Origin of the sequence: Streptococcus sp. FDAARGOS_256, assembly GCF_002289235.2 — a bacterium.
Classification (GTDB): domain Bacteria; phylum Bacillota; class Bacilli; order Lactobacillales; family Streptococcaceae; genus Streptococcus.
On record NZ_NTGM02000001.1, the window covers coordinates 887,384 to 912,588 of the forward strand.

A 25,205-nucleotide genomic window follows, 5' to 3' on the forward strand; every position below is an offset into this window, starting at 1 on the left:
AACTATCTCAAATCTAAATTCTCATAGGTTTTTCTATAGCCGATTTGTTTAACAGCACCATTCTCCACCAAAATTGGACGTTTCAATAACATACCATCACTGGCTAGAAGCTTGGCTGCTTCTTGTTTTGACAAACTTCCTACCTTATCTTTTAGGCCTAGTTCGCGGTATTTGATCCCGCTAGTATTGAAAAATTGTTTCACTTCAAAACCGGAAGTTTCTAACCAGTTCAAAATCACTTCTTCACTTGGTGTTTCTTCTACAATATGGATATCTTGATAGTCAAGTCCGAGTTGGTCTAGTTCATTTTTTGCTTTCTTACAAGTTGAACATTTTGGGTATTCGATAAATTCTAACATCTTCTTTTCTTTCTATTTTTTATTTTCTTGAAATGCTGCACCTTCATGTTGCAAGAGCCAGGCTTTCTTTTCGACTCCCGATGCATAGCCTGTCAGACGATTGCCTGATCCCAGCACACGGTGACAGGGTACGAGGATGGACCAAGGATTACGCCCCACTGCTCCGCCAATAGCTTGGGCAGAATCCACCTGCAAATCTTTCGCTATTTGACCGTAAGTCACTGTTTGACCATAAGGAATGCTCTGTAAGTAGGCCCAGACCCACTTTTCAAAATCCGTCCCAATGGGAGCCAAGGGTAGTTTTGACAAATCCTGGGATTGCCCATCAAAGTAAACATCTAAATGGGAAACAATTTGATCCAATATCGGATGACTGGCAACCTCTTCTATCTGTTCAGCTGTCAAACCTCTCTCAAAATGAGTTTGGTCCTGTACCCAAATTCCATACAGATATTGCTCGTCAGCAACTAAGGATAAGGTTCCAATTGGCGACGGATAGAGCTTTTTGGCGTACTTTTTCTGCTTCATTTTTTTAATTTCTGATAGGCCAAGCGTTCCCCATCAACTGGAACTTTACCGACCTGTTGGAAACCTAGCTTTTCAAAGATATGCTGCATGGCCTTGTTTTGTGCATGCGTATCTGAACGAAAATCTAGATAATCAAAACCTTCAATCAAGCCTTCTAGGAAAGTCTGAGCAACACCTTGTCCTTGTACATCTGCTGCCACAGCGATACGGTGAAAGACCAGATATTCTGATTCTTCCCCCTGCCAACTTCCTTCATAAATGGCTTCATAGGCTTCCTCTGGGCTCTTGGTCACAGCAGCATAGGCTAGCAGTTCTCCCTCTTCCAAGGCCACATAAGCTTGGCCTGAGATAATATCATCAATAATGATGTCAGCATTTGGATAGCCATTTTGCCACTGGCCACTACCAGACTTAGCTAAACACTTTTTGGCATCCTCCATCACCTGCATAATCGCATCAACTTCGTTTGGAAAAGCTAAACGAATCTCCATCTCTTCCCCTCATTTCTAACTAATTTCTCTCATCATAGCATAATTTAAAGCTTTCTACAAGCAGTTGAAACTTGACTTTTATTTTTTATTATTTTATAATCTAGTTATTGAAACTAGATAAAAAGGAGTTGGAAATGAATTCTATCTTTTCCTACCCAAAATGGGAAGACATTCCAAACATTGACCTCTATCTGGATCAGGTTTTACTTTATGTCAATCAAGTCTGTGCCCCTATCTCTCCAGATAAGGACAAGGGGTTAACAGCATCTATGGTCAATAACTATGTCAAACATGGTTACCTGACAAAGCCTGACAAGAAAAAATACCAACGCAAACAGATTGCCCGTTTGATTGCCATCACTACTCTCAAGTCTGTCTTTTCGATCCAAGAAATCGCCCAGACACTTAATAGTCTGCAAACTCAAGTGAGCTCAGACCAGCTCTACGATGCTTTTGTGAACTACATGAACCATGGGATTGATCCAGAAAATCCTATTATCCAAACTAGCTGTCAAACGGTTAAACTCTATCATCAAACTCTAGACTTAATCCTTAACAAAGAAGAGGAGGTATCCCAATGAATACTAGCCTAAAACTCAGTAAAAAACTCAGTTTTGGAGAGGAAATTGCTAATAGCGTGACCCATGCTGTCGGTGCCGTCATCATGCTCATCTTACTCCCTATTTCATCCACCTATAGTTATGAAGTACATGGATTTTTATCGTCTTTTGGCGTTTCTATCTTTGTTATCAGTCTATTTCTCATGTTCCTCTCGTCAACCATTTACCACTCTATGGCCTATGGTTCGACTCACAAATACGTCTTGCGAATCATTGACCATTCTATGATTTATGTGGCTATCGCAGGCTCTTATACGCCCGTCGTCTTGACCTTGATGAATAACTGGTTTGGCTATCTGATCATTGCCATTCAGTGGGGAACAACCATCTTTGGCATCCTCTATAAAATCTTTGCTAAAAAGGTTAATGAGAAATTCAGCCTTGCCCTTTACCTGATTATGGGCTGGTTGGTTCTAGCTATCATTCCTGCCATTATCAGTCAAACAACGCCAATTTTCTGGAGTCTCATGGTAACTGGCGGACTCTGTTATACAGTTGGAGCTGGATTTTACGCTAAGAAAAAACCTTATTTCCACATGATTTGGCATCTCTTTATCCTAGCGGCATCTGCACTCCAATATATCGCGATTGTTTATTACATGTAAAAAAGTTGAGAATCTTTTCTCAACTTTTTTCTTTACACATATTGATAAAATACTGGTGCAAGCGCACATTATCAGTCAATTCCGGATGAAAAGAGGTTACCAGCATATTCTGTTCTTGCGCAGCAACGATTTGGTCATCTACAGTTGCTAGGATTTCCACACCCTCTCCAAGACTACTGATAATCGGACCGCGAATAAAGGTCATGGGAATCTGACCGACTCCCTTACATTCTGCCTCTGTATAAAAACTTCCTAGTTGACGCCCATAGGCATTGCGCTCAACTACTATGTCCATAGTCGCTAGATGACTTTCTTCCTGAGAAATAATTTCCTTAGCTAGCAAGATTAAACCCGCACAGGTCCCAAAAACGGGTAATCCAGATAGAATGGCTTCTCGGATGGGAATCAACATCTGTTGGTCACGCAAGAGTTTGCCCATGGTTGTAGACTCACCGCCAGGTAATATCAAACCCGCCAAGTCACTCTGATGTTGTTGAAAATCATCTAAATTTCTGATTTCTACACTAACAACACCTAACTTTTCTAGCACTTTTGCATGTTCTGCAAAGGCACCTTGCAAGGCTAATATTCCGATTTTCATCTATTTTCCTCGCTCTGCCATAAGAATTTGGATTTCATTCTCATTGATACCAACCATGGCTTCCCCTAGGTCTTCAGAGATTTGAGCCAAAATTTGAGGATTTTGGTAGTTGGTTACAGCTTTGACAATGGCACTTGCTCGTTTAACAGGATCTCCTGACTTGAAAATACCTGATCCAACAAAAACACCTTCTGCCCCCAGTTGCATCATCAATGCAGCATCTGCTGGTGTTGCAACACCTCCAGCCGCAAAGTTTACAACTGGCAACTTACCATGTTCATGGACGTATTGGACTAATTCTATAGGAACTTGGAGTTCTTTTGCTGCGACATAGAGTTCATCTTCGCGTAAATTTTGAATACGGCGAATTTCTTGATTCATCATGCGCATATGACGAACAGCTTGAACGATATCTCCTGTCCCTGGTTCTCCCTTCGTACGAATCATAGAAGCTCCTTCGGCGATACGACGCAGGGCTTCCCCCAAGTCCTTAGCCCCACAGACAAAAGGTACTTGAAATTCTTTTTTGTCTACATGGAAACGGTCGTCAGCTGGAGAAAGCACTTCACTCTCATCGATATAGTCGATCTGAATGGCCTCCAAAATCTGAGCCTCTACAAAATGTCCAATTCTAACCTTGGCCATCACTGGAATGCTCACCGCTTCTTGGATTTCCTTAATCATCTTTGGATCACTCATACGGGAAACACCGCCAGCTGCACGAATATCGGCTGGAATCCGCTCCAAGGCCATGACAGCTGCCGCGCCAGCAGCCTCTGCGATACGGGCCTGTTCAGGGTTCTGCACATCCATAATAACACCACCCTTAAGCATCTGCGCCAAGTTTTTATTTAGTTCATAACGATTTTCAGTCATTTCTTTTTCCTCTTCACTTGTATTGGTAGCTACCATTTTATTTTATGTCAGATTAGAATGAAGTACAAGATAAAAAAAGGATAATTGTGTGGGTACAGATTGATACTCAATGAAAATCAAAGAGCAAACTAGGAAGCTAGCCACAGGTTGCTCAAAGCACTGCTTTGAGGTTGTAGATAGAACTGACGAAGTCAGTAACATATATACGGTAAGGCGAAGCTGACGTGGTTTGAATTTGATTTTCGAAGAGTATAACTAAAAAACTATCTGACCTTAACTTAAGGCCAGATAGCTCGTCAATTTTTATTTTTCAGCTGTAAGTGCAGCCATTGTAATGTAGTTGTATGGTTTGTTGAAATGTGGCAAGAAGAATAGGTCTGTCAAAGCCAATTTATCAATTGTTACATGCTCTTGGATAGCAAGTGAGAACATGTGGATTCCCATACTGATAGCAGCATCATGTGAAACCATTTGTGCACCAAGGATTTCGCGGCTGTCTTTGTCAAAGACAATCTTGATGGCAACTTCGTGGTTGTCATGTTTGATAAATTCTGGTTTTTGAAGATCGTTAAAGCCAGTTTCAGTTGCATTATAGCCTGCAGCTTTGGCTTTTTCAAGAGTCAAACCAGTCGAAACCATGTGAAGACCGTAGATAGAGATACCGTTTGATCCTTGAACTCCGATTCCTTCCAATTCATGACCACAAGCGTTATAAGCACCAACGATACCAGTACGTACAGCGTTAGAAGCAAGTGCGATGTAACTAGTGTCTTTACGAGCATTGTCATAAACAGTTGCACAGTCACCAACAGCGTATACACCTGGGATAGATGTTTCTTGTTTCTTATCTACAAGGAAGGCACCGTTACGGAAGAGTTCAATCTTACCATCAGCAAGAGCTGTGTTTGGACGGAAACCAACAGCAAGAACCACCATATCCACATCAAATGTTTCTTTGTCTGTTACCAAGCGTTCAACTTTTCCATCACCTTGGATGGCTTTAACTGTTTGACCAAGAGCCAAGCGAATGTTGTGGTCTTCCAAGTTCTTCGCCATCATTTGAGTAAAGTCTTTGTCATAGTAGCCGTTCAAGACAGTGTCTACAATATCTACAAGCACTACTTCTTTTCCAAGACGCTCGAAAGCTTCAGCAAGTTCTACACCGATGTAACCACCACCAACAACGGCAATGCGCTCAAGGTGTTTGCTCTTGTCTTCAAGTTTTTCAATAACTTCTTCAGCGTTTTGGTACAATTTAACAAATTGTACATTTTCAAGAGTCGCTTTGAATTCGCGGTTACCCTTAACGATTTCAACACCTTCGATTGGAGGCAAGATTGGAGTTGAACCAGTTGCAAAGATCAATTTATCATAAGACTCTTTGTGTTCTTTACCTTCAACTTCTGCAGTCACAACTTTGTTATCGTAGTCAATTGAAAGAACTGGTGAGTTCATGTAAACTTTAGCACCTTTTGCTTCCAATTTTTCTTTATCAGAGTAGAAGAGACCTTCTGGGCCATCAATTTGTTCCCCGATCCAAAGCGCCATTCCACAACCAAGGAATGAAATATTTGAGTTTTGGTCAAATACTACGATTTCGTTCTCATGTCCGAAGTTGTCCAACATCGTATTAATACAAGCTGTACCAGCGTGGTTAGCACCAACTACAACGATTTTACTCATAGAAAAATTCCTACCTTTAATTTTTGATTTACCTTTCTAGTATATCATTTACTGTTAGCGTTTACAAGATATTTGCTCAGAATTCTCTTTTTTTCAGAAAAAAATACACTTAACATTGATAAATCCAATTTTTCTATCGCTTTCATATTAGTTTTGAGCATATTTCTTGACTTTTTGTCAAAATTCATTTGTGAAAACGCTGACTTTATGATATGCTAGATACATGGAAAGAAAATGTAAGGGGTTTAATTTTTCTTTAACGACCTTATATTGAATGATTTCCTATAAAGAGAAAGGAGCTGGTAGCTTGCCTCTTCATTCACGTTCTGAACGGCTAATGGGAACAACGATTACGATTTCATTAGTAGGTGAACAGGCTGATTGCCTACTTCAAGGAGCCTTTGATTTGCTCAAGGAACTCGAATACCGCTTTAACGCCAACAGTCAAGAATCCGAACTGATGGAAATCAACTACCAAGCTGGAATCGCACCTGTTAAGGTTCATCCTGACCTGTTTGAACTGATTGCTCTTGGACTGGAGCATAGCCTAGCTCCGTCTAGCCATCTAAATATCAGTATTGGTCCCTTGATTCAAACCTGGCGAATCGGATTTGCAGATGCACGGCTTCCAGACTCTAAAGAAATCGAAGCTGTCTTGCCACTAGTTGACCCGCATTTTATCAAGTTGGATCCGACTAGCTCTACTGTCTTTTTAGAGAAGAAAGGAATGAAGCTTGATTTAGGTTGTTTAGCTAAGGGCTATAGTGCAGATAAGGTTGCCCAGTATTTAAAAGCACACGGTGTCACCTCTGCCTTGATCAATCTCGGAGGAAATATCCTCACCATCGGGAATAACCAAGCCAAAGAAGGGAAAGCCTGGCAGATTGGGATTCAAGATCCGCGAAATCCTCGTGGCAATCATCTCCTAACCATTCCTGCTTCTAACAAATCCGTTGTCACTTCAGGTATCTATGAACGCCACCTGACAGTAGATGGAAAAGACTATCACCATATCTTTGATAGTAAGACAGGATTCCCTGTCGAAACCGATCTCGCTAGCCTAACGATTATCTCTGATAAATCCGTTGATGGTGAGATATGGACAACACGCCTTTTCGGAGAGCGAAGCGCTTCTATCCTCTGGCAAGTCGAAAGTATAGATGGTATTGAAGCCATCCTCATCGACAAAGAAGGACGCCTTGCTTGTTCTTCAGGCCTTCAAAATTGTATTATGTAAAAAGAGAAAGGAAATCTCATGCTAAAACTTATTGCCATTGTTGGAACGAACTCTAAACGTTCTACAAACCGCCAATTGCTCCAATACATGCAAAAACACTTTGCTGATAAAGCTGAAATTGAACTCGTTGAAATCAAGGATATCCCTGTTTTCAACAAACCAGCAGATAAGCAACTTCCTGCTGACATTCTTGAAATTGCAGCTAAAATTGAAGCATCCGATGGTGTCATCATCGGTACCCCTGAGTACGACCACTCTATCCCTGCAGTTTTGATGAGCGCTCTTGCTTGGCTATCTTATGGTATCTACCCACTTTTGAACAAACCAATCATGATTACTGGTGCTTCATACGGTACACTTGGTTCATCTCGTGCCCAATTGCAACTTCGTCAAATTTTGAACGCTCCTGAAATCAAGGCAAATGTTCTACCAGATGAATTCTTGCTTTCTCACTCTCTTCAATCATTTAACCCAAGTGGTGACTTGGTTGACCTTGATGTTATCAAGAAATTGGATGCCATCTTTGATGACTTCCGTATCTTTGTGAAGATTACTGAGAAATTGCGCAATGCACAAGAATTGCTTCGCAAAGATGCTGAAGAATTCGACTGGGAAAATTTGTAAGATAGGAGACCGAAAGAATGAAATTTGTTGGACTTGTTGGATCAAACTACGATCAATCATATAACCGCAAACTCTTGGAATTTATCCGTCGTAATTTTAAATTCAAATTTGAATTAGAAGTCCTTGAAATCGACGAAGTTCCAATGTTTAACCAAGACGAAAAATGGGACGAAAGCTTCCAATTGCGATTCTTGTACAACAAGATTACACGTGCTGATGGTGTCATTATCGCCACTCCTGAGCACAACCACACTATCTCAGCTTCTCTCAAATCTGTTCTTGAATGGCTTTCATACGAAGTTCATCCATTTGAAAACAAACCTGTTATGATTGTGGGTGCATCATACTACGACCAAGGAACTTCACGTGCCCAAGTTCACCTTCGTAAGATCCTTGACGCTCCAGGTGTCAATGCCTACACATTACCAGGTAATGAATTCCTTCTTGGTAAAGCCAAAGAAGCTTTTGATAACAATGGAAACATCACCAACGAAGGAACTGTTAAATTCCTTGAAACTTGCTTAGATAACTTTGTTAAATACGTAGGAGTCGTTTCGAAATTGAAAAAACCAAAACCAATCGAACCAGAAGACTTGGATTGTGGAAAACCAATTGCTACAACCATTACAGAAGTTGACCCTGACGATCCAGAATGGGTAGAAAAAGTTGCTGCAATCACTGGAGCTGTTTCTGGTGATACCTATGTCAAATTAGACCACGGTATCCTGACAGTTAACCAAATTGATATGTTCTTGAAAGCTATGCCATTTGAATTGACATACGCTGACGACAACAACCAATTCCTCTACTACAACAACGCTCACCAAGATCCAGACACCATGTTTGCTAAACGTGTACCACCTCAATCAGGTAGCCGTATGTCGACTGTCCATGGTTCTCTTCCACCAGCACGAATGAAGAATGTAGAGTGGGTTATCGGAACACTTCGCAACGGAAACCAAGAATACGTCCGTACGATCGTTCCAGGTTCTCCTGCAGGTGTCATCAACACCCACAACTACCAAGCAATGTACTATCCTGATGGATCATACGCTGGTATCAATGAAATCGTCTTTAACTTCCAACCATGGCTTGACTGGTACCTAAAAGAGACTGGTCAACGTTTGGTGGGTGGTAGCGGACCATTTGCTCCTGCAGCTGGAGGTCATGGAGACGCCGATGCTACTTCTGGTGCTTCTGATTCAGGTGATGCTGGAGGCCACGGTGGTGACGCTGATGCTACTTCTGGTGCAAGCAACTAAGAAACCAAAAAGGAGCCATTTGGCTCCTTCTTTTTTATTGCAAAAGAAAAGGGGAATGTAAATCATCTACACCCCCTTTCATTTTATGAGTTAGGATCATCTATACTACGGCCGTGCAAACCTTTTTCACGTTGTACCTGACGTAGTTTTTCTGGTGTGACGTCATTGCCTTCCTCGTCCACAATTTTGATTCCCTCGATGTGGTGACGAACAGATCGACGATAGCCTTCGATGTACTCCTCACGAAGTTTAGCTTGTTCCACTTTTTCAGCAGAAGTTAAGCCTTCTGTTTTTTTCTTTTTGGCAAGCTCATTGATACGAGCGATTTTTTTCGGATCCATTTCCTCTCCTTTGTGATAAGATACAGTCCGTTTGACTGAGTTTATTTAGTATTGATTTGGTTAAAACGAGCGAGCTTAGCTGCTTTCTTGGTTAATTGCGACAAGATTGCCAAACGATTTTGTCGAACAGTCTGATCTTCAGCCATTACCATGGTATTTTCAAAGAAAGCATCAATAACTGGGCTAAGCGCAAAGAGTTGTTCTAATTGCTGACTTGCAGTCCCTGACAAAACAAGTGATTCTACGGCTTCTGCCAAGGCTTTCTCTTCTTCATTCTCAAAGAGAGCAGGATCAACAGTATCAGTTCCTTCGGCTTTTTCAGCCAAGTTGAAAGCACGTGAGAGGGATTCGACAGATGGTTTGAAGTCTTCTTTCTTGCTTGCTTCCACAAGAGCACTTGCTGCTTCTAGCATATCCGCCACAACAAAGTTTGAACTTGCAAGAACTGCTTCCTTGATATCTTTTGGAGTAGAACCCATCATCTTATCAACACGAGCCTTGATAAAGTCCATAACCTCTGCTTTATTTTCATAAGTCAAGCTGTCAAATTTCAAGCTGTAAAGGCTATCGATCAGCTCATCCATAGCAATATGCCAACCAAAGGCATCCAAGATACGAACAACACCTTGCGTCGCACGACGAAGGGCATAAGGGTCATTAGAACCTGATGGAATCAAGCCTACTGAGAAGAAACTCAAAATCGTATCCAATTTGTCTGCAATGGCTAGAATGGCTCCCACCTTACTCTCTGGAAGAGCTCCGTCAGCTGATGTAGGCATGTAGTGTTCACGAATAGCAGCCGCAACTGCTGGAGTTTCCCCAGCAAGGAGGGCATATTTCTCACCCATAATTCCTTGAAGTTCATCAAACTCACCAACCATACCTGTCAACAAGTCAAACTTGTAAATAGCTGCTGCACGAGCAAGGTCAACTGTTTCATCCACTGACAAGCCAGCTTTTTCTGCCAAGAGAATAGCAATCTGACCAGTACGAATCATGTGTTCACGAAGAGAACCAATCTTTTCGTGGAAGGTGACGTTGTTTAATTTTTCAACAAGGTCAGAAATCACCAATTTTTGGTCTTCACGCCAGAAGAATTCTCCGTCCTCCAAGCGGGCCACTAAGACTTTTTCATTACCCTTGATAACATTTTCCAAATGCTCTGCGTTTCCGTTACGAACAGAAATGAAGTTTGGCAAGAGTTTACCATCTTGATTACGAACAACAAAATAACGTTGGTGTTCTTTCATCGAAGTTACCAAAACTTCTTCTGGAACTTCAAGGTATTTGGCATCAAAACTTCCCATGAAGGCAGTTGGGTATTCAACTAAGTTCAAGACTTCATTCAGCAAGTCCGCATCAATTTCGATACGTACACCATGTTCAGCTTCGATGGCTTTGATTTGGTCAACAATCATTTGCTCACGTTCACGTGGATCCGTGATTACAAACTGTGCACGAAGGTCTTCTTCATAGCTCAATGCTGACTGAATCTTAGTTTCTTGTCCCAAGAAACGATGACCACGACTCACACGATCGCCCTTGATATCAAGGAAATACAAGTCAAACTCTTCTTCATCTAAAAGAACTGTCAAAGTGTGTACAGGGCGGATATATTCAAAAGTATTGTTAGCCCAGTGCATGCTGACAGGGAAAGTCAAGGACTTCAAGACATCTACAACACCAGGAACAATGGCTTCAACTGCTTGACCAATTTCTTCCTTTGTAACATAGACATATTCTTCACCCTTGATTTCACGGAATTCAATATCTTCAACTGTCAAGCCTTTTCCACGGACAAATCCTTGAGCTGCTTTGGTGAAGTTTCCATCACTATCCAAGGCAATTTTCTTTGCTGGACCCTTGAAATCTTCTGTCAAATCAGACTGTTTGTCTGCAAGACCAGTCACACGAACAGCCAAACGACGTGGTGTTGAGAAGGTTTGAATGGCTTCAAAGGAAAGGCGGTTTTCCTTGAGGAAGGCTGCCATTTTTTCACCTAGTTGTTTTTCGCTTGGAGTTACTACGTAGGCTGGTAACTCTTCAAGACCGAGTTCTACTAATAAGTTTTTTGTCATGTTTTTTCCTTTACATCTTCTTCAATCTTTTCTTTTGATATGCACCTTAGGTACTGGGGACGTCGCTAACTAACTTTTGTGAGTCTGTAAGGAAATCTTATACCAAATAAACTAAGATTTCCTTACAGACTCATCAAAGTGGATTTAGCTGACTGATTTTTGAACCCAAGGTTTCAAAAATCCCCACATAACAGTACGGCGGTGCATATCCCTCTAGCAAGTCTTCGACTTGTCTTTAACGATTTTAGAGCACAGTATTACTTACTATTCTGCGTCTTCTGCTAGGAGTTTAGCTCGTGTTGCTTCATCCAAAAGTGGGTAACCTAGGCGTTTGCGTTCTGCGACAAAGGTTTTGGCTACGACACGGGCTAAGTTACGGATACGAGCGATATAGCCTGCACGCTCTGTTACGGATACGGCACCACGCGCATCAAGCAGATTAAAGGTGTGTGAACATTTGAGAACATAGTCATAGGCAGGGTGAACCAAGCCTTCTTCCAAGGCACGACCAGCTTCCTTTTCAAACTTATCAAAGTTTTCCAGCAACATTTCTTGGTCCGAAATTTCAAATGAATATTTTGAGTGCTCATACTCAGGCTGGATAAAGATTTCTCCGTATTTTACACCATCAGCCCACTCAATATCATAGACAGAGTCCACTTCTTGAATATAAGAAGCCAAGCGTTCCAAACCATAGGTAACTTCCGCAGTCACAGGGCCTGTTGCCAATCCACCGACTTGTTGGAAGTAAGTGAACTGAGTGATTTCCATCCCATCAAGCCAAACTTCCCAACCGAGACCAGCTGAACCAGTCGATGGATTTTCCCAGTTATCTTCAACGAAGCGGATATCGTGCTCCAAAGGATTGATGCCCAATTTTTCCAAAGACTCAAGGTAAAGCTCTTGAATATTTGATGGAGAAGGCTTCATGACTACTTGGAATTGGTGGTGTTGGTAGAGACGGTTAGGATTTTCTCCATAACGACCGTCAGCAGGACGACGTGATGGTTCTACATAAGCCGCATTCCATGGTTCAGGTCCGATAGCACGAAGGAAAGTGTAAGGGCTCATCGTCCCTGCACCTTTTTCATTGTCATAAGCCTGCATAAGCATACAACCTTGGTCATTCCAAAATTGTTGCAAAGTCAAAATAATTTCTTGAAATGTTAATTTCTTAGACATTGTTTACTCCTTTAATTTATATTATCTTTTTAGCTTTATTCATCAAGCAACCAAGAAAAAGCTGGGTCCTGAAAAATATGACGTTTGGGAACCGTTTGTAAATTCTGATCGCATTCGTCTATTGTACCTAGTTTCAAAGCACAGACTTCTGGTATATTTTCTTGAGCAGTGAAAATTTGACTATGACAGTTCTGACAGTAATAGCGTTGTTTTCCTGGAGATGAACTATAGGTAACCAACTGTTCTTTTCCATGCAATACTAGGTTTTTACTGCCAACTTTGGCATTCACTGTATAGGCAGACGCAGTTGCTTTCCGACAGAATGAGCAGTGGCAAAAAACTAATTCCGACAATTCCTCATCTAAGGTGTAGGTCACTGCTTTGCATAAACAAGATCCTTTAAGCATTATGCTCCTTTCTACTTAGGCATTAGACGAAATTCAAAAAGAACCGAATTTCAACACCCAAGCCTTGCGACTAGGGGCGTCAGAAACGCGGTTCCACCCTAATTTATTACTTCATTGTTTTTAAAAATACGACAGAAAGCGCCAGTTTCTTACCTTGTTCTACTTGGCTCCCACTACCCCAAGCTCGCTTGAAGAACGCCATAAGACTTTCTTTCCTAGCTAGTATTATAGCAGATTTTCTAGCTAGTGTAAACCAAAAATGAGTCTGAAAACAAAGTTCCAGACTCATTTATTAGTAAAGCTTCAGAAACTCCTGTTTAAGGATGTCTTTTCGCTTTTGGTTTTTTGCCATGCAGATTTCTCTTGGCTTGTTTCAATGCTGTAATGGCATCTTTGACATCTTCTTGGCTCGCTCCTGGATCTTTAAGGAGTTCCTGTGCCTCTTTAAAAGTTAAAAGATAAGCTGCTTTTTCTTTCTTGTCTGCATAGATAAATCTCGCGTTCTTTTCTTGGAAAAGGCGTTCATCTTTGACCAGTTTCTTCAGACTAGAGAAGTCAGTAGCTTTGCCATTCAGTTTGCTTTTAGCTGTTGCTAGGGCAATGAGAGATTGGTCAATTTGATCCTGTTTGACTTTAGGATCTACAGCTAGTAAGGCAATTTCTTGGAAGGCACGATCATAAGCTCGACGTACTTTTTCCTTGGCATTCGCATATCGTCCAGTTTTAGTCGTTGCGTAGTAAGCTTTCATAGCTTCTTTCAAGGCTGTAACGTTCGAATCTTTTCCATCCAAAGCTTTACCAGCAGCTTCAAGACTAGCGAGAACTCTATCAATCAATTCTTGCTTTAATTTGCTTGACAAGGCTGACTGTGCCACTTGGAAAGCTTGATCATAAGCTTTTCTCTTATCTGCACTACTATTAAAGTAACGAGACATTTCTACCAGTTCTTTTTGTTGATTTACCGCAGCAATCAAGGCCAACTTAGACACAACAGATAGACGCAAAGCATTATTTCGACCTGGCTGAACGAGCAAGGAAACGAGATCTTCAAGGAGTTCATATCCAGTTGGCAAGGTGACTTGTACAGTATAACGACCTGTAGCAACTTTCTTACCAAAGGCGTATTGACCGTATTTTTCAGCAGGAAGAGTAATACTTGTCCCATCTTCTCCTTTCAGAATCACAGTAGTCGTCTTTGGAACTGCTTGATTGAAGGAAACAGACACTGGTGCATATTCTAGGAGATTTGCTAGGAAGGTAATGGTTTGGAAACTATTTTCTTCCGTCAAGTCAAACTCTTGGGACAAGGCACTGATAAATTTCAATTCTGTTCGGTCATAACTGAAAATTTCTGCTGTATAATGACCAAACTGTAAGAAATGAATCGCTTTTGTCTTGTCAACATCAACATATTGCCCCTTGCTATTTTTGATTCGATAGACGTAGAGGGTATCAATATCCTGATTTGTTTTTGCATCCTTCAAGGCAATTTTCACTCGACCATTATTTTGATCGCGCACAAGTTCAGCAAGTGAGATATAGTCTACATTTCCTGCATAGTCCTCAACAAGATAGTAAATATTAGCCTTGTCAACATCCTTAGGAAGTGTATAACTACCATCAGCATTTGCCTTAATCAGATGGGTGTTCTCAAGTGCACGAGTTCCAGACTGGTCTTTCTCAGATAGAACCATGGTCCCTTTCTGGTCAAATGGTGTGAGGTAGAAGACTTTTTCTGAAAGGATACCGCCTTGACCCACATCTTTTGGTTTGCGAGCTACAAATTCTTGGTTTCCATCTTTAAATCGAATATATCCACTTGTGATGACAGGTTTTTGAGTATCAATTTGAATTTTGAAGGTCGTGTATTGTTCTTTGGCTCCTGGAACGTCTGGTGTGTAACTAATAACATAGTCATATAAACCATCCGCAACAGTATTCCCATCAAAATCCTGACCTCTCCAAGCAGTATTATCTAGAATATAACTCTTCAGATTTCTACTGTCACCATCAAAATAATTCTTACGCAGATCCTTTGCATCGCCCTCCCAAATAGGATGTTCATGCTTAGTATCCGTAGCCGCATAAACTGTTGCACGAAGATTTACAAGATTTCTCAAAGCAACCGTTTTGTATTCGACTAAGTCTTTGTTTCCATCATCGTTTGGAGAAATGGCAATACGGACATTCCCTTTTTCGTCCAACTGAAGAACATGCTTACCTTCAGCATTTTGTTCGATTCCAAGAACAGTAATTCGGCGTCCTTGGCGTTGACCTTTAGAAACTAGAAGGTCATTTTGCAAGGTTGCGAGATAGGTGGCATCATTAGAGTAGTTAACGGCAGGATTTTCCTTGTCTACCTCTGTGTAAAATCCATTTTTCCCTTCTCGGACAAGATTGTAAATTGGTTTTTCGACAGCGGGGAGATTTTGGAACTCTCCTCGGAAGCCCATAAATGCAAGACTCACAATATCCCCATCATCTGCTGGATCTACAAAGCGAACAAAACCTTCAAGGAAATAGCCATTTGGCATTTGTTTGCTGAGTTCAGCAGCAAATTTTCGAGCATCCACTTTAACAGTGACTGTTTGACTGCTGTGGGCTTTGACTGTCACTTCAGGCCAGACTGTCTCCGTTAGTTTTCGAGGTCGAAGGGTGAATTTTCCATCTTGGACCTCGTCTGTATTGGTATTCACTACCATCTTGAGAGTACGGTCAGTATCTGAAATATTGTGTACAGTGACCTTGAAAGTAAATTGATCTCCAACATTTCCTAAAGTCACGCTTGGATAGCCATTTTCACCCGTTACATAGAGGTCTGTTGACACTGCAGCAGCTGTATCCACAATACCAGAACCTTGCTGACGAGGAGAGGTATAAGTGCCTGTGTCCTTATTAACATGTGGTTTTGCAGTTGACATGATCAAGGCCTTGACAGTCTCTGATACTTGCTCAGGAGTCAATTCTGGATGGTGTTTTTGAAGGTATTCCTTAACCAGAACTGCAACACCCGTAACGTGAGGAGCCGCCATACTGGTTCCGCTGATACTACCATAGGTATTGTCATTAAAGGATGAGTAGATATTGCCGCCAGGAGCTGTCACGTCTGGTTTCAATTGTCCATCAGTAGTCACTCCCCAACTTGAAAAGTCAGATAACTGATTGGCTACATCAGAAGGGCGATTATCCATCTTGTCATTAAAAACAATCTTGTATTTTCCTGATTTTAAGGCTTCACCATACTGTTTAGAAATAAATACAGAAGGAATTTTCTTTGCTTCATCATCAATAGCCATATTGATGTTCGCTCCTTCTACATTATTGTAGATCAAGGCACCAAGTGCACCATGTTTTCGTGCATTTTTGATTTTCTCTGAAAAGTTCATAGCTCCACGCTGAATGAGGGCAAGTTTCCCAGTTAAATCCAACTTCGCAAAGTCTTCTTCACGACCTAACCCTGCTTCGACGTATTCGTACTCTTTTCCTTTTTCAAAGTCCTTATCTGCCTCAGGTTGATTATAATCAAATTTTCCGTTATGAAGGCCGGCATTTCCCTCTAGACCTTTGACTTCAAAAACGGCTGTTGTCAATGTTTTATTGTTGACAGAAGCAACTGAAATCGAATCCTCAACAGTGGATGGATTTCCAACCAAGCCATAGTCTGGGTTTTCAGCTAGTGGTTTTGAATAACCATTTCCGAATGTATTACTATTTCCTGCTGAGATAAGAACAGAAACTCCCTTGGCACGAGCCCGTTTGATGGCATCCACAATATCAGAACCAGCATCGACCATAGAACCAGTGCTAGATCCCAAACTCATATTAATGGCATCTGCTCCTAAGGCAACTGCGTCATCAATCGCCTTTACATAAAGAGCAGAACTGGTCGTCTTTTGGCGATCTGAAAAGACACGCATAAACATGACTTGGGCTTCTGGTGCAACACCATAGACCTTTTCACCATTCGGTGCTTCTTTATCAGGGTTTCCAGCAGCAATCCCTGTTACGTGCATCCCATGAGAAGTTCTTTCTGCTTCTTTGATCTTATCTGTTCCGTCAAAGTAGTCATAGGCATAGACAACCTTATCGCTATACCATTTACCGTAGTCGATTCCAGCAGCCTTTTTAGCTGCTTCGATGGCTTCCTTGTTTTTAAATTTTGCTTTTGACGGATCCGAAATTCGAAGAACCTCATGATTCAAATCAAGCCCTGAGTCAATAATGGCAACAACGGTCCCTGTCCCCTTGTAACCAGCCTTCCAAGTTTTCGGTACTGTGATGATATCATTGCTTGAAAGACTATTGGGTTTTGCAGACTCAGCTTTTTCTTGTTCTTTTTCAGTAGTTGCTGTTTCTCCAGTAGTTTTAGGAGCTGTCGTTGCTTTAGCCTCTTTTTTCTCTATGGTAGAGGCCTTCTCAGTAGCAGGCGCTGTACTGGTATCGACTGTTGTTTCTTTTTGAACGACACCTTGATTTTCTTCTTTTGCAACTGCGCTATCTTTTCCTGATTCTTGGGCTTCAGCAGTTTTATCAACCGGAGCATCTACCTTAGCATCTTGTTTACTAGCATCCTCTTTAGAAGTTTCAACTTCTTGTTTCTCTCCAACTACTGGTGCTATCCCATTAGTATTGGTTTGGTCAGTAGAAGAGTTTGAGTGTTTATCGTCTTTTAGCTCTGTCTTAATTTCCTGAGTTTGAGCTTGATTTTCACCTGTACTCTGCTCATTGGCACTGACTTGACTTGCTCCAAAAACCAATGCAGTTCCCAATAAAACTGAAGCAAGACCAAATTTGTATTTCCGTAATGAAAAACGTTGTCGTCTATTCATAAATAATCTCCTTTTTCTTTAAAGTATACCTATTATAACGCAAATAATCATAAATTTTCATAAAAATCTGAATTGTCACAAAAATGTAATATTTACGTATATATTTTACTTATTTAATTTTATAATTCGTGTTATTTGCCCCATCAAACCAAAGTTTTTTAAATTCGTTCCTATATTTCAATCCATAAAATTATTTCATTATACAAACAATTTAGATTTTTTATACATAAAAAGACTAGGATTTAAAATTCCTAGTCTTTGTTAATTCGGTATAAATCGATTTTAAAAATTAAAAATCCATCTCATCCACACGAGGTGCGCCCGAAGTCACTGAAATTGTCTTTAAGACTTCTCGCTCGTCTTTGCTGAGTTCAATTCCAAAACAGTCAAGATTGCTCTGGATGCGAGAGGCTGTCACGGACTTAGGTAGGGGTAAAAATCCTTCTGCCAAACTCCAAGCCATGGCAATTTGAGCCACTGTTTTCCCATGCTTCGCAGCAATTTTTTGGACTTCTTTCTGTTCAAACAACTCCCCTTGCCCAAATGGTCCCCATGCCTCTAAGAGAATTCCTTTCTCTTTACAGTAGTCAACCACTTCCTCTTGATAAACTCCTGGAGCCAAGCGTACCTGATTGACCGCCGGGATAATTCTTGCTGTCTCAAGCAAGGCATCCAAATGATGGGGAAGGAAATTACTAACGCCGATAGCACGGATTTTTCCTTCTTGGTAAAGGTCCTCCATCGCTCTCCAGACTTCAGCATTGCGAGTTTTCCATTCGTCATTTTCTCTTAAAGGTTTTGGATTTGGCCAATGGATAAGGTACAAATCTAGATAATCCAATCCCAGTTTTTCCATTGATTCTTCAAATGCTTGGCGAGCTTCATCATAGCTGTGATTGGTATTCCAGAGTTTGGTCGTTACAAAGATTTCTTGTCGTGGAAGACCGCTATCTCGAATAGCACGACCAACACTTTCCTCATTTTTATAGATAGCTGCAGTATCGATATGACGATAGCCAGCCTTTAAGGCTTCTAAAACGGCTTGGTAGGCTACCTCTCCATTTTCAGCTTTCCATGTTCCAAATCCTAGTACAGGAATTGAAACTCCATTATTAAGGTTGTAAGATTTCATCGTTTTTCCTTTCTATGTGAAGAAAATCTAAAGAAACAAAATCCTGATTATCAGAACACTTGCCCCTTTAGATTTTAACAATTATTGATCACGATCGTAATAGATCTCGTGAGCTTTCAAGCGAGAATTGAGCAATTCAGGAACGGTCACAAATGTATACCCTTCACCCTTTAAATACTCAATGACACTTGGTAGAGAATTAACCGAAGGACCATGAATATCATGCATGAGGATGATGGAACCATTGCGAACCTGACGTTGAATCTCTGTCAAAATGGCTGTCTCGTTTTTACTCTTCCAGTCCAAACTATCCACGTCCCACATGATGAAGCTTAAATCAAGGCCGTTTCGAATATCATCAGTGATGGCACCATAAGGTGGGCGCATCAGTTTAGAGCTTGATCCTAAAACTTGAGTTAACAAATCTTCTGTATCAGTGATTTGCTTTTTAGCGTCTTCGAGCGAAAGTTGTGAAAGAACGGGATGACTCCAGCTGTGGTTTCCTACAACATGACCTTCTGATTTCATTCGTTTTAGAAGATTTTCATTACCTGCAATGTTTTTACCAAGTACAAAGAAGGTTGCTTTTACACCATATTTAGCTAAAGTATCCAAAGCCTGTGTGGTTGTAGTTGGATTTGGACCATCGTCAAAGGTCAAGGCTACAACCTTTTTATTTTTCTTAGCAAAGTATGCTTGGTAAAGTTCAGCATCCTTTTCTAATAGATAAGAAGACTCAATGACATCAAAGAAACTGGATATTGGTAAAGCAATTTCCTCAACAGTCTCTCCAGCATTAGCAGGATAAAGGATGATTTGACTATCCTTATAATCAAAGCTCCAAGATGTCAATTCTTGGTCTGTGAAGCTCTTTATAACTTGATCAATTTTTTCCTGGTCAAGTTTCTTATCTTCTAGAGTTGATTTGATTTGAGTCAGTAAGAGTTCCTTAGCCTTGCTTGCATCTTTGAAAAGTCTACTGAGGTCAAAATCTTTCCCATCTTCAGTCAAGAAAATTTTCCCTAAGGAAGTCTTTTCTTTTTCTTCAACCTTTAATGCAGACAAATCATAGACTTGCTTGCTGATATTACGAGCAACAACTCCCTTTAAGACGGGATCCAATTGCTCACTATAATAAAAGACCAAGTCCTCTTTATCTTCCAGCTTTTCTTTAATATCCTGGTTGATTTTTTCTCTAACAGACGCAATGACTTCCTCTCCTTGCAGAGGGTAGTAGGCAATCACCTCAGCTTGACCTTTTCGGAAATGGTCCTTCTGACTACCTGAGTTGAATTGCTGGTCCTTTTCGCTTTTTAGCGCTTCAATTTTTTGTTCGTAAGATTGCTTTTGTAGTAGCTTATAACCAATAGCACTTCCTAATAGAATCGTAGCAATTCCTAAGATTCCAACAAGGGAAAGCAATAGCCTTCTCGTTTTATCGTGAGAAACACGTTTCGCTCTATTTTTTTTCATATTTCCATCATATCAAATCGAGGCTATTATTTCAATGATAAACAAGAATTCTGATTTCTTTTTAGAAAAATAAAAAAGCTTAGAAATATCTAAGCTTCTCGTTTAGAAACGAATCGTTTCACGTGTTTTCTCATATGAAGTTACAAAACGGTTTGTGACTCCTGGTTCAGCAACTTCCAAGGCTTGTGAAATTTTTTCAAATGACGCCTGGTAGTCAAACTCTTTTTCAAAAATTTCAAGCGCTTCGTTGAAGGCCTCTTGGATACGCTCATCAAATGAACGGTAACGGTTTGAGTATTGGAGTAGTTGCTCAGTCAAGGTTGCATATTGAACGATATCATAGGTTTCTGTTTCAAGTGCTTCCATATCATTTGTTGCGACTTCAAGAATTCGTTTAACCGATTCAATATTCACTTGTGGTTGTTCTAACTCTGCCATCAAATCTTCTGTGTTATGACTTGCAGTAAAGAAAAGTTTCAAGAAACTTTGAGGAATACCTGGCAAGTTTCTCTTCTCCATGTAACGTTTGATAGTATGCAAACGGTTCACATAGACATTTGCTTTTTGGCGAGCATTGAGGTCGTCTTTTTCAATTTGCGCAAGTCGTTCGCTAACAGAGATTTGCTCATCCTCTATATCCTTGAGGTTGCTTTGAAGCATTTCCAACTGTTCTTCAAGAACAGAGAAGGCTTGAGTTGGCTCGCCTTGGTCTTCTGTTACCTCTAAGATAGCTGTATCAAGTGCAGCCAATTCTGCTTGAAGACGACGAACATGATTGCCATCACTTTCAGGAAGAAGGTAGGTTTTAGTCAAGCGTTCAAGGTCCTGAACAAGCACCTGATTATTTTCTTTCAAGTGGTTGAGATAAGTTGGTAATGTAGCAAGAAGACTTTCAACCACTTTTTGAGCTGCAATTTCACGAGTGAAGATATCATAAAGTGCGTTGATTTCTTCTTGGATGCGATTATTTTCATACTCTGCATTGTCCAATTCCAACTGACGAATATTTTCTTGATTATTTTTCAGAGATTCATGCAAAAGTTGGAAACGAGACTCAATATCTGTTTCTGTAAAGTGGTAGTTGGCATCCAACAGCTTGCGATAGCCTTCTTCCAAATCTGCTAATTGTTCTGGCAATTCCTTTGTCAAGGTTTCAACAAGAGCTGGAATTCGCTCAACGATGTGTGTCAAAGCGAGAATATGATTTTCAGTTGAATCAAGAATTGCTGCCGCTTCAACTGGGTCACCTGATGAATTTAGGGTAACAAATTGAGAGAATTCAGATTGGATGTTTTCCAATTGCTTCTCAATCTCAGGAAGGGCCTTCCCATACTTCTCTGAATCTTCTGCAACGGTATGTTGAAGGGATTCAAACAAGTCCAAGGCATGAAGGACACGGCCACTATTCTTAGATTCTTGTTTCTCAAGTTCAGAAAGGGCATTGCGAATAGCTGCAATATCCTCTTCAATTAAACCAATCTGGCTTTCAATTTGATCAATCTTGTGAGCTGCTTTAAAGAAACGGAAAGAATTATTGTAGCTTTCAGCTTCAAAGAGGTGATTTTCGATATCAGCAAATGAGTTCAGAGATAAATCAACCCATTTTTGGTTCCATTCACGGAAGGTCACCTGGCTTTGACCAATCAAGTGCATGTTTTTAACGGCTTCAACCTCATCATTTACAGGAAGGTTGTAGAGTTCTTCTTTTCTTTCTTCAAGGGCCGTTAATCTGCTTACATTACGCTTACGTAAAAAGATGGCTGTTACATAAGCTAAGATCAGAATGACTGCAATCGCAACCATTAGATAAATTAGTTGTCCATTAGACATATCAAACTCCTTTTATACTAGAAACAATCGTAATGATTATATCATATTTTTTAAACCAAGGGAACTATTTCCCACATTTTTTAGACGTCAAGTGTACTGTAAACAGCGTTTTCTTCGATAAATTCGCGACGAGGTTCTACTCGATCTCCCATCAACATATCAAAGATTTTATCTGCTTCGGCAGCATCATCTACCGAAACACGCGCCATCAAGCGATGTTCAGGATCCATGGTTGTTTCCCATAATTGGTGGTCATCCATTTCTCCCAAACCTTTATAACGTTGGATGGTTGGTTTTGAGCGCCCTTCACTATGACGTGCTAAGGCTTCTTGGAGTTTAATTTCTTGATCTGCACCAGGTTGAATGTATTCTTTGATCTCACTTCCAACTTTAACCCCATAAATCGGTGGTTGGGCAATGTAGACATAACCTGCCTCTAAGATTGGCTTCATGTAGCGATAAATCAAGGTTAGCAAGAGAGTTCGAATGTGGGCTCCATCAACATCGGCATCGGTCATCAAAACGAGTTTTTGGTAACGAGCCTTAGTGACATCAAATTCTGCACCAAATCCTGTTCCCATGGCTGTGAAAAGACTTCGAATTTCTTCGTTTGCAAGGATTTTATCCATGCTAGCTTTTTCAACGTTCAAGATCTTACCACGAATTGGAAGGATAGCCTGGAACTCACGGTTACGACCAGATTTGGCTGATCCACCAGCTGAGTCTCCTTCGACGATGAAGAGTTCGGTTTCAGCTGGGTTGTTCGAAGAACAGTCTGCTAGTTTTCCAGGAAGATTGGAAATTTCCAAACCAGATTTCTTGCGTGTGACTTCACGCGCACGCTTGGCAGCTACACGAGCCTTGGCAGCCAAGATCCCTTTTTCCACGATACGCTTAGCAATCTGTGGATTTTCCATGAGAAAATCAGAGAAGGCATCGCTGAAGAGGCGATTGGTAATCTTGACTACTTCACTATTCCCCAGTTTGGTCTTGGTTTGTCCTTCAAACTGCGGATTTGGATGCTTAACTGAGATAACTGCTGTCAAACCTTCACGGACATCTTCTCCTGTTAGGTTATCTTCATTGTCTTTTAGTAGCTTATTCTTGCGGGCATAATCATTGATAACACGCGTCAGAGCTGTACGGAAACCTTGCTCATGTGTTCCACCTTCATGGGTGTGAATGTTATTGGCGAAACTCATAACGTTTTCGTGGTAACCGGTTGTGTACTGCATGGCTACTTCAACTGTGATATCATCCATCTCACCGTCTGTGTAGATTGGTGTATCAAAGATCACATCCTTGTTCTCGTTGATATATTCAACGTAGCTAGCAATCCCACCCTCATAGTGGTAATGTTTAGTCTGTTCGAGACCTTCACGCCTATCTGTGATGGAGATTCGAAGGCCTCGATTCAAAAAGGCTAGTTCTTGAATACGTTTGTTTAATTTTTCAAAGTCAAAAGTTGTTGTTTCTGTAAAAATCTCTGGATCTGGTGTGAAGTGAACTGTTGTTCCCGTTTTATCCGTATCTCCAACCACCTCAAGATCAGCAACAACATGACCACGACGGTATTCTTGGTAATGAATCTTACCATTTTTGTGGACATGAACATCTAGTTGCGTTGAAAGAGCGTTTACTACTGATGAACCTACACCGTGCAATCCACCTGAAACCTTGTAACCGCCACCGCCGAATTTTCCTCCAGCGTGAAGAACTGTAAAGACGGTCTCAACAGCGGGACGTCCTGTCTTTTCCTGAATATCAACAGGAATTCCACGCCCATCATCCACTACGGTGATGGAGTTATCTGGCTCTATAAAGACTTGGATGTGACTGGCAAATCCAGCTAGGGCTTCGTCAATTGAGTTATCAACGATTTCCCATACTAGATGGTGAAGACCTTCTTTTGAAGTCGATCCAATATACATACCTGGACGCATACGAACAGCTTCAAGTCCCTCCAAAACTTGAATTTGACTGGCATCATAATCCTGTGCCTGTTGATTTTTGATTTCTTCTGTCATTTTTTCCCTTTTCTTACATGTCTATTGCTTGTCTCAATGTCGCAACGTTATTAAAAAGATAGGCATCTAAGCCAGCAGCTTTACCTGCTTCTACATCTATATTTCTGTCACCAATGACCAAACCAGATGTAATATGATATTTATCACGTAAATAAATCATGGACTCAGGATCTGGTTTTCGTTTAAAGCCAGAACTGGCAGTCACCACCTCGGTGAAGTAGTTCGCTATCTGGGTCTTAGCAAGAAGTTCTAGAACTTGGTCATTTCGATGAGAAACCAAGAAATGGCGACCACCCTTGTCCGAAACGTCTTTGAGTAATTCTGGAATTCCCTCAAACAAAACTGGATGTTCTAGCTCACGCGCTTCATTTTCTTTATAGTTCTCTAAAAAATCCTCGATATCTGGTGCAAACTTCTCGATGGCAAAAGCTGTCGAAACCTTCAAAGCTTCGTAGACTCGGTCGTGTTCTTGCTCTATTCCGTATTGGGCTAAGGTTTCTACAAAGGCTGCAGTAGAAGTCTCATAATTATCCAATAGGGTACCACCTAAATCCCATATATAGTCGTGATATTTCATACCCTTCATTATACCATTTTTTTATGAAAAAAGCGATGATTTCCTAGATTTTTCGGCTCTATAATTTATATAGAGAGTAAAACACTATTGCATCTATGGAGCCTTTTTGTGAAGAATAGCTCCTCTATAAATAATCAAGCAAAATCTTTCTTATCTCAAATGTACAAATTAAAGAATAGAAACTACTAACAACCGCGTCATTGTTCACAAACGAAACGCTTTTGGATTTTCAAACTTTAAAAATAGAATACTCATTGCTTTGAATACCACAATAGAGTGCAGAAAAAGATTATTCCAATATGGAGTCCCTTGTTAATTCATTACAGTTCCCAATGATTCCATCTTTCTTTTCAATTGTAATTTATTCTCCAAACAGGCAAAAAACGATAACGTCCTTTTAAGGTGTTATCGTTTTTGTATATCATCAGATAAAGTTTGATTTT

At 40.7% G+C, this 25,205-nt stretch carries 21 protein-coding genes; 5 read left to right on the forward strand and 16 right to left on the reverse strand.

Annotation, left to right across the window (positions count from 1 at the left end):
* Window positions 1-2: 2 nt before the first annotated feature.
* From A6J84_RS04585 to A6J84_RS04595, 3 genes are read right to left on the reverse strand one after another with little or no spacing between them, the layout of a single operon-like run.
* Window positions 3-359 carry an arsenate reductase family protein gene (locus A6J84_RS04585; protein ID WP_000889069.1) on the reverse strand — a complete coding sequence of 119 codons (357 nt, stop codon included), beginning with the start codon at window positions 357-359 and terminating at the stop codon, window positions 3-5.
* Between the two features lie 12 nt (window positions 360-371).
* Complete coding sequence (locus tag A6J84_RS04590) at window positions 372-887, reverse strand: methylated-DNA--[protein]-cysteine S-methyltransferase (RefSeq protein ID WP_095726147.1); 516 nt, start codon at window positions 885-887, stop codon at window positions 372-374.
* Window positions 884-1,378 carry a GNAT family N-acetyltransferase gene (locus A6J84_RS04595; RefSeq protein WP_000405849.1) on the reverse strand — a complete coding sequence of 165 codons (495 nt, stop codon included), beginning with the start codon at window positions 1,376-1,378 and terminating at the stop codon, window positions 884-886. The genes A6J84_RS04590 and A6J84_RS04595 overlap by 4 nt, the downstream gene beginning before the upstream one ends.
* 134 nt (window positions 1,379-1,512) lie before the next feature.
* Here A6J84_RS04595 and A6J84_RS04600 point away from each other — a divergent pair, with 134 nt between their 5' ends.
* Window positions 1,513-1,959 carry a DUF1836 domain-containing protein gene (locus tag A6J84_RS04600; protein WP_009729970.1) on the forward strand — a complete coding sequence of 149 codons (447 nt, stop codon included), beginning with the start codon at window positions 1,513-1,515 and terminating at the stop codon, window positions 1,957-1,959.
* A complete protein-coding gene (gene trhA / locus A6J84_RS04605) occupies window positions 1,956-2,603 on the forward strand; it encodes a PAQR family membrane homeostasis protein TrhA (RefSeq protein WP_001097976.1) in 648 nt (215 codons plus the stop codon). The genes A6J84_RS04600 and trhA overlap by 4 nt, the downstream gene beginning before the upstream one ends.
* Before the next feature lie 19 nt (window positions 2,604-2,622).
* On the opposite strand, the gene pdxT is transcribed toward trhA, so the two are convergent.
* The 3 genes from pdxT to nox form a co-directional block, all read right to left on the reverse strand.
* Window positions 2,623-3,204 (reverse strand): pyridoxal 5'-phosphate synthase glutaminase subunit PdxT, encoded by a 582-nt coding sequence (pdxT, locus tag A6J84_RS04610; protein ID WP_000689955.1) that lies wholly within the window; start codon window positions 3,202-3,204, stop codon window positions 2,623-2,625.
* On the reverse strand, window positions 3,205-4,080 hold the full coding sequence (gene pdxS, locus A6J84_RS04615) for a pyridoxal 5'-phosphate synthase lyase subunit PdxS (protein WP_095726482.1): 876 nt from the start codon (window positions 4,078-4,080) through the stop codon (window positions 3,205-3,207).
* Between the two features lie 303 nt (window positions 4,081-4,383).
* Window positions 4,384-5,763 carry a H2O-forming NADH oxidase gene (nox, locus tag A6J84_RS04620; protein WP_000036761.1) on the reverse strand — a complete coding sequence of 460 codons (1,380 nt, stop codon included), beginning with the start codon at window positions 5,761-5,763 and terminating at the stop codon, window positions 4,384-4,386.
* Window positions 5,764-6,070: 307 nt separating this feature from the next.
* Between nox and A6J84_RS04625 the strand changes: the two genes are divergently transcribed.
* From A6J84_RS04625 to A6J84_RS04635, 3 genes are read left to right on the forward strand one after another with little or no spacing between them, the layout of a single operon-like run.
* Window positions 6,071-7,000, forward strand: a complete 930-nt coding sequence (locus A6J84_RS04625; protein ID WP_025171822.1) for an FAD:protein FMN transferase — start codon at window positions 6,071-6,073, stop codon at window positions 6,998-7,000.
* A gap of 18 nt (window positions 7,001-7,018) precedes the next feature.
* Complete coding sequence (locus A6J84_RS04630; protein ID WP_000915932.1) at window positions 7,019-7,624, forward strand: NADPH-dependent FMN reductase; 606 nt, start codon at window positions 7,019-7,021, stop codon at window positions 7,622-7,624.
* A 17-nt stretch (window positions 7,625-7,641) separates the two neighbouring features.
* The gene (locus A6J84_RS04635; RefSeq protein WP_000673672.1) at window positions 7,642-8,886 is read left to right on the forward strand and encodes an NAD(P)H-dependent oxidoreductase; all 1,245 of its coding nucleotides are present in this window, start codon (window positions 7,642-7,644) and stop codon (window positions 8,884-8,886) included.
* 83 nt (window positions 8,887-8,969) lie between these two features.
* On the opposite strand, the gene A6J84_RS04640 is transcribed toward A6J84_RS04635, so the two are convergent.
* From A6J84_RS04640 to A6J84_RS04690, 10 genes are all read right to left on the reverse strand, one after another.
* Window positions 8,970-9,227 carry a DUF896 family protein gene (locus A6J84_RS04640; protein WP_000371290.1) on the reverse strand — a complete coding sequence of 86 codons (258 nt, stop codon included), beginning with the start codon at window positions 9,225-9,227 and terminating at the stop codon, window positions 8,970-8,972.
* A gap of 41 nt (window positions 9,228-9,268) precedes the next feature.
* Window positions 9,269-11,305 (reverse strand): glycine--tRNA ligase subunit beta, encoded by a 2,037-nt coding sequence (gene glyS, locus A6J84_RS04645; RefSeq protein WP_095726148.1) that lies wholly within the window; start codon window positions 11,303-11,305, stop codon window positions 9,269-9,271.
* A gap of 264 nt (window positions 11,306-11,569) precedes the next feature.
* A complete protein-coding gene (gene glyQ / locus A6J84_RS04650; RefSeq protein ID WP_000038733.1) occupies window positions 11,570-12,487 on the reverse strand; it encodes a glycine--tRNA ligase subunit alpha in 918 nt (305 codons plus the stop codon).
* Between the two features lie 35 nt (window positions 12,488-12,522).
* Window positions 12,523-12,894 carry a GFA family protein gene (locus A6J84_RS04655; RefSeq protein WP_095726149.1) on the reverse strand — a complete coding sequence of 124 codons (372 nt, stop codon included), beginning with the start codon at window positions 12,892-12,894 and terminating at the stop codon, window positions 12,523-12,525.
* A 317-nt stretch (window positions 12,895-13,211) separates the two neighbouring features.
* A complete protein-coding gene (locus A6J84_RS04665) occupies window positions 13,212-17,723 on the reverse strand; it encodes a S8 family serine peptidase (protein ID WP_095726150.1) in 4,512 nt (1,503 codons plus the stop codon).
* A gap of 289 nt (window positions 17,724-18,012) precedes the next feature.
* A complete protein-coding gene (locus tag A6J84_RS04670; RefSeq protein ID WP_095726151.1) occupies window positions 18,013-18,855 on the reverse strand; it encodes an aldo/keto reductase in 843 nt (280 codons plus the stop codon).
* A gap of 81 nt (window positions 18,856-18,936) precedes the next feature.
* Window positions 18,937-20,328, reverse strand: coding sequence for a peptidoglycan-N-acetylglucosamine deacetylase PgdA (gene pgdA, locus A6J84_RS04675; RefSeq protein WP_095726152.1), 1,392 nt, complete (start codon window positions 20,326-20,328; stop codon window positions 18,937-18,939).
* A gap of 102 nt (window positions 20,329-20,430) precedes the next feature.
* A complete protein-coding gene (gene ezrA / locus A6J84_RS04680) occupies window positions 20,431-22,158 on the reverse strand; it encodes a septation ring formation regulator EzrA (RefSeq protein ID WP_000064804.1) in 1,728 nt (575 codons plus the stop codon).
* An 80-nt stretch (window positions 22,159-22,238) separates the two neighbouring features.
* Window positions 22,239-24,185, reverse strand: coding sequence for a DNA topoisomerase (ATP-hydrolyzing) subunit B (gene gyrB, locus A6J84_RS04685; protein WP_000134077.1), 1,947 nt, complete (start codon window positions 24,183-24,185; stop codon window positions 22,239-22,241).
* 13 nt (window positions 24,186-24,198) lie between these two features.
* Window positions 24,199-24,762, reverse strand: a complete 564-nt coding sequence (locus tag A6J84_RS04690) for an HAD-IA family hydrolase (RefSeq protein ID WP_025168831.1) — start codon at window positions 24,760-24,762, stop codon at window positions 24,199-24,201.
* Window positions 24,763-25,205: the final 443 nt, after the last annotated feature.

What these genes read in the sequence shown, in the direction of transcription:
- trhA (WP_001097976.1), top strand. Translation starts at nt 1,956, where the DNA reads ATGAATACTAGCCTAAAACTCAGTAAAAAACTCAGTTTTGGAGAGGAA.
- pgdA (WP_095726152.1), bottom strand. Translation starts at nt 20,328, where the DNA reads ATGAAAAAAAATAGAGCGAAACGTGTTTCTCACGATAAAACGAGAAGG.
- gyrB (WP_000134077.1), bottom strand. Translation starts at nt 24,185, where the DNA reads ATGACAGAAGAAATCAAAAATCAACAGGCACAGGATTATGATGCCAGT.
- A6J84_RS04590 (WP_095726147.1), bottom strand. Translation starts at nt 887, where the DNA reads ATGAAGCAGAAAAAGTACGCCAAAAAGCTCTATCCGTCGCCAATTGGA.
- pdxT (WP_000689955.1), bottom strand. Translation starts at nt 3,204, where the DNA reads ATGAAAATCGGAATATTAGCCTTGCAAGGTGCCTTTGCAGAACATGCA.
- A6J84_RS04665 (WP_095726150.1), bottom strand. Translation starts at nt 17,723, where the DNA reads ATGAATAGACGACAACGTTTTTCATTACGGAAATACAAATTTGGTCTT.
- ezrA (WP_000064804.1), bottom strand. Translation starts at nt 22,158, where the DNA reads ATGTCTAATGGACAACTAATTTATCTAATGGTTGCGATTGCAGTCATT.
- glyS (WP_095726148.1), bottom strand. Translation starts at nt 11,305, where the DNA reads ATGACAAAAAACTTATTAGTAGAACTCGGTCTTGAAGAGTTACCAGCC.
- A6J84_RS04670 (WP_095726151.1), bottom strand. Translation starts at nt 18,855, where the DNA reads ATGAAATCTTACAACCTTAATAATGGAGTTTCAATTCCTGTACTAGGA.
- glyQ (WP_000038733.1), bottom strand. Translation starts at nt 12,487, where the DNA reads ATGTCTAAGAAATTAACATTTCAAGAAATTATTTTGACTTTGCAACAA.
- A6J84_RS04585 (WP_000889069.1), bottom strand. Translation starts at nt 359, where the DNA reads ATGTTAGAATTTATCGAATACCCAAAATGTTCAACTTGTAAGAAAGCA.
- A6J84_RS04640 (WP_000371290.1), bottom strand. Translation starts at nt 9,227, where the DNA reads ATGGATCCGAAAAAAATCGCTCGTATCAATGAGCTTGCCAAAAAGAAA.
- nox (WP_000036761.1), bottom strand. Translation starts at nt 5,763, where the DNA reads ATGAGTAAAATCGTTGTAGTTGGTGCTAACCACGCTGGTACAGCTTGT.
- pdxS (WP_095726482.1), bottom strand. Translation starts at nt 4,080, where the DNA reads ATGACTGAAAATCGTTATGAACTAAATAAAAACTTGGCGCAGATGCTT.
- A6J84_RS04655 (WP_095726149.1), bottom strand. Translation starts at nt 12,894, where the DNA reads ATGCTTAAAGGATCTTGTTTATGCAAAGCAGTGACCTACACCTTAGAT.
- A6J84_RS04630 (WP_000915932.1), top strand. Translation starts at nt 7,019, where the DNA reads ATGCTAAAACTTATTGCCATTGTTGGAACGAACTCTAAACGTTCTACA.
- A6J84_RS04635 (WP_000673672.1), top strand. Translation starts at nt 7,642, where the DNA reads ATGAAATTTGTTGGACTTGTTGGATCAAACTACGATCAATCATATAAC.
- A6J84_RS04690 (WP_025168831.1), bottom strand. Translation starts at nt 24,762, where the DNA reads ATGAAATATCACGACTATATATGGGATTTAGGTGGTACCCTATTGGAT.
- A6J84_RS04595 (WP_000405849.1), bottom strand. Translation starts at nt 1,378, where the DNA reads ATGGAGATTCGTTTAGCTTTTCCAAACGAAGTTGATGCGATTATGCAG.
- A6J84_RS04600 (WP_009729970.1), top strand. Translation starts at nt 1,513, where the DNA reads ATGAATTCTATCTTTTCCTACCCAAAATGGGAAGACATTCCAAACATT.